The 2,316-nt window shown below is 59.0% G+C and carries 3 protein-coding genes; all 3 read right to left on the bottom strand.

What is annotated here, in order from left to right; all coding sequences use genetic code 11:
• Nucleotides 1-38 precede the first annotated feature (38 nt).
• Genes tnpC through HZS80_RS23150 form a run of 3 tightly spaced genes read right to left on the bottom strand, consistent with a single transcriptional unit; the run spans nt 39 to nt 2,236 of the window.
• Nucleotides 39-1,625, bottom strand: coding sequence for an IS66 family transposase (gene tnpC / locus HZS80_RS23160; RefSeq protein ID WP_179917454.1), 1,587 nt, complete (start codon nt 1,623-1,625; stop codon nt 39-41).
• Nucleotides 1,626-1,670: 45 nt separating this feature from the next.
• On the bottom strand, nt 1,671-2,027 hold the full coding sequence (tnpB, locus tag HZS80_RS23155) for an IS66 family insertion sequence element accessory protein TnpB (protein WP_179917453.1): 357 nt from the start codon (nt 2,025-2,027) through the stop codon (nt 1,671-1,673).
• Nucleotides 2,024-2,236 carry a hypothetical protein gene (locus tag HZS80_RS23150; RefSeq protein ID WP_179917452.1) on the bottom strand — a complete coding sequence of 71 codons (213 nt, stop codon included), beginning with the start codon at nt 2,234-2,236 and terminating at the stop codon, nt 2,024-2,026. The genes tnpB and HZS80_RS23150 overlap by 4 nt, the downstream gene beginning before the upstream one ends.
• Nucleotides 2,237-2,316 lie beyond the last annotated feature (80 nt).

Raw genomic sequence — 2,316 nt, 5'->3', positions numbered from 1 at the left:
CGTAAGCGCTCCACTAACCCCATCTATGCAGGCTTCGCTTAGACCGGTAAGGTCTCTTTCCACTGCCAGGGCAGCAGCGTATGGAGCTCATCAGCGTCGAGGGTGGGCAGGGTCGCGAAGACGTACTGCAAGTAGTCGTAGGGCGAAAGGCCATTGGCTTTGGCGGTTTCGATCAGGCTGTAGATCGCCGCGCTGGCGTGAGCACCGCTCGGGGTGTGGCTGAACAGCCAGTTTTTACGCCCCACCACGAACGGGCGGATAGCGTTCTCCGCCAGATTATTGTCTAGCGGGATCAGGCCATCGTCCAGGAACCGGGTCAGCCGAGGCCACTGGTTATCCAGGTAGTGCAGGGCTTTACCCAGCGCACTTTTGGGCAGCACCTGGGCCAGTGACTTGTCGAGCCAGGTGCGCAGTTGGTCGATTAACGGGCGACTCTTCTGTACACGCAGCGCGTGACGCGCCTCGGACTCAAGTGCCTTCGCCTGTTTTTCCACGCCGTATAGCTTACGGATCTGGCTCAGCGCCCAGTCCGCTTTGCCGGTTTTGCCTTTGGGCTGCACCTTCTGGGCCTCGACGAACTTGCGCCGGGCATGCGCCCAACAGCCCGCATGGGTGATCCCATTACGGCGCACGATCTCGGCGTAGCCTTCATAGCCATCAGTGATTAAGCGACCCGCATAGTCGCCCAGCAGGTCAACGGGCACCCGTCCGGAGCGGCTGGCCGCGTAGTCGAACAAGACCACCTGCTGGCCCGGCGGGCCACCCCGCTGCACCCACATATACGAGGTGGCACTGGCGGCACGATCCGCTTCTTGATTGACCTGGAGCGTCGTCTCATCCATGTGGATCAGCGGGGCGTTTAAGAGGTGCTGGCGTAGCGTGTCGATCAGCGGGATGATCCGTTCCCCCGCCTGCACCATCCAGCGTGCCAGGGTATTGCGGGGGATCTCGGCGCCATGGCGGGCAAAGATCTGGCTCTGCCGATAAAGCGGTAGCGCGTCCTGGTATTTAGCCGTCGCGATATAGGCGAGCAGCGTGGCGCTGGCATTGCTCTTGGGCAACAGCTTGGCCGGCGCTGGGGCGGTGTTGACGCCCTCTTCGCACAGCGGGCAGGCATATTTGTGTCGCACATAGCGGATCACCTCGATCCGGGCAGGCACCACATGCAACTCCTCACTGACCTCTTCACCGATCACCTTTAGCGCGGTGCCATCATCGTGGCAGTGGCGAGCATCGTCGGGCAGTTCATGGATGACGTCGACGCGCGGCAGCTCCGGCGGTAGCGCAACACGCCCGCCGCGTGTGCGACGCTTGGCAGGCGTGGCGGTGTCGATCGTCGCGTCATCAGCAGTAGCGTCGCTCTCCGATGCGTCTTCCTCGTCCACCGCCACTTCCGCTTCATTGATCAGAAGATCCCGCTGGTCGACACGGTATTTCTCAGTGGAAGGGCCGAACTGACGCTCCAGGGCAAGCCGGAACTGTTCAAACAACGACTGCTTGGTGGCCTCCCACTGTGCTTCCTTTTTCTCCATCAACGCCAACAGCCGCGCATTTTCAGCGTCAGCAGCGGCCAGCTTGCGCTCAAGCTGGGTAACGGTCGGTGAGGAGGAAGCGGCGTTTTTCATATCGCATAGTTTACCAAAAACGCCCCTAAAATAGGAGAGCTACGGCTAGCCAACCCGCTGAAAATCCAACGCTTTGTGAGGCTGCATAGCCTTCAGGTTATAGCCATCCAGCAACCAGTTAAGTTCTTGACCCGTTAGCGTCACTGTGTCGTCCTTCAGGTGGGTGGGCCATTTAAACCGCTCACGCTCCAAGCGCTTGTACCACACCACAAAGCCGTTACGTTCCCAGAACAGCAGCTTCACTTTATCGCGCTGGCGATTACCGAACACGAACAGCGCTTGATCAAACGGGTTCAAGGCCATGGCTTCCTGAACTAGCAGTGCTAATCCATCAATTTGCTTGCGCATATCGACGGGTTCTCGGCACAGGTACACCTTCAGATCAGTGCCTGGGCGAATCATACGACCACCTCCACCGCGACAAACCGTGCGGGACGATAACGTGGAGGCACGGGAAACCCCTGCACAATTAACCGATTTTCCCACGCCATCAGGTCGGCTAACGTCACGGCTTGCGCTTCAGCATACGCACTTAACGGCATCTGCAACGCGGCGGCATAAGACAGGTGCCCTAACCAAAATGCTTGAGTGGAACTGAGGTCGCGACTCATGATGATCTCCAATGCTAAAGAGACCACCAGTGTGATCAGCCAACGTTAATATGGGTAGATGGGGTTTATGGCGCGCTTAC

Source organism: Vreelandella glaciei (genome assembly GCF_013415125.1).
GTDB classification, from domain to species: Bacteria; Pseudomonadota; Gammaproteobacteria; order Pseudomonadales; family Halomonadaceae; genus Vreelandella; species Vreelandella glaciei.
The sequence above is the reverse complement of the archived record's forward strand: the minus strand, read 5'-3'. Positions and strand labels throughout refer to the sequence as shown.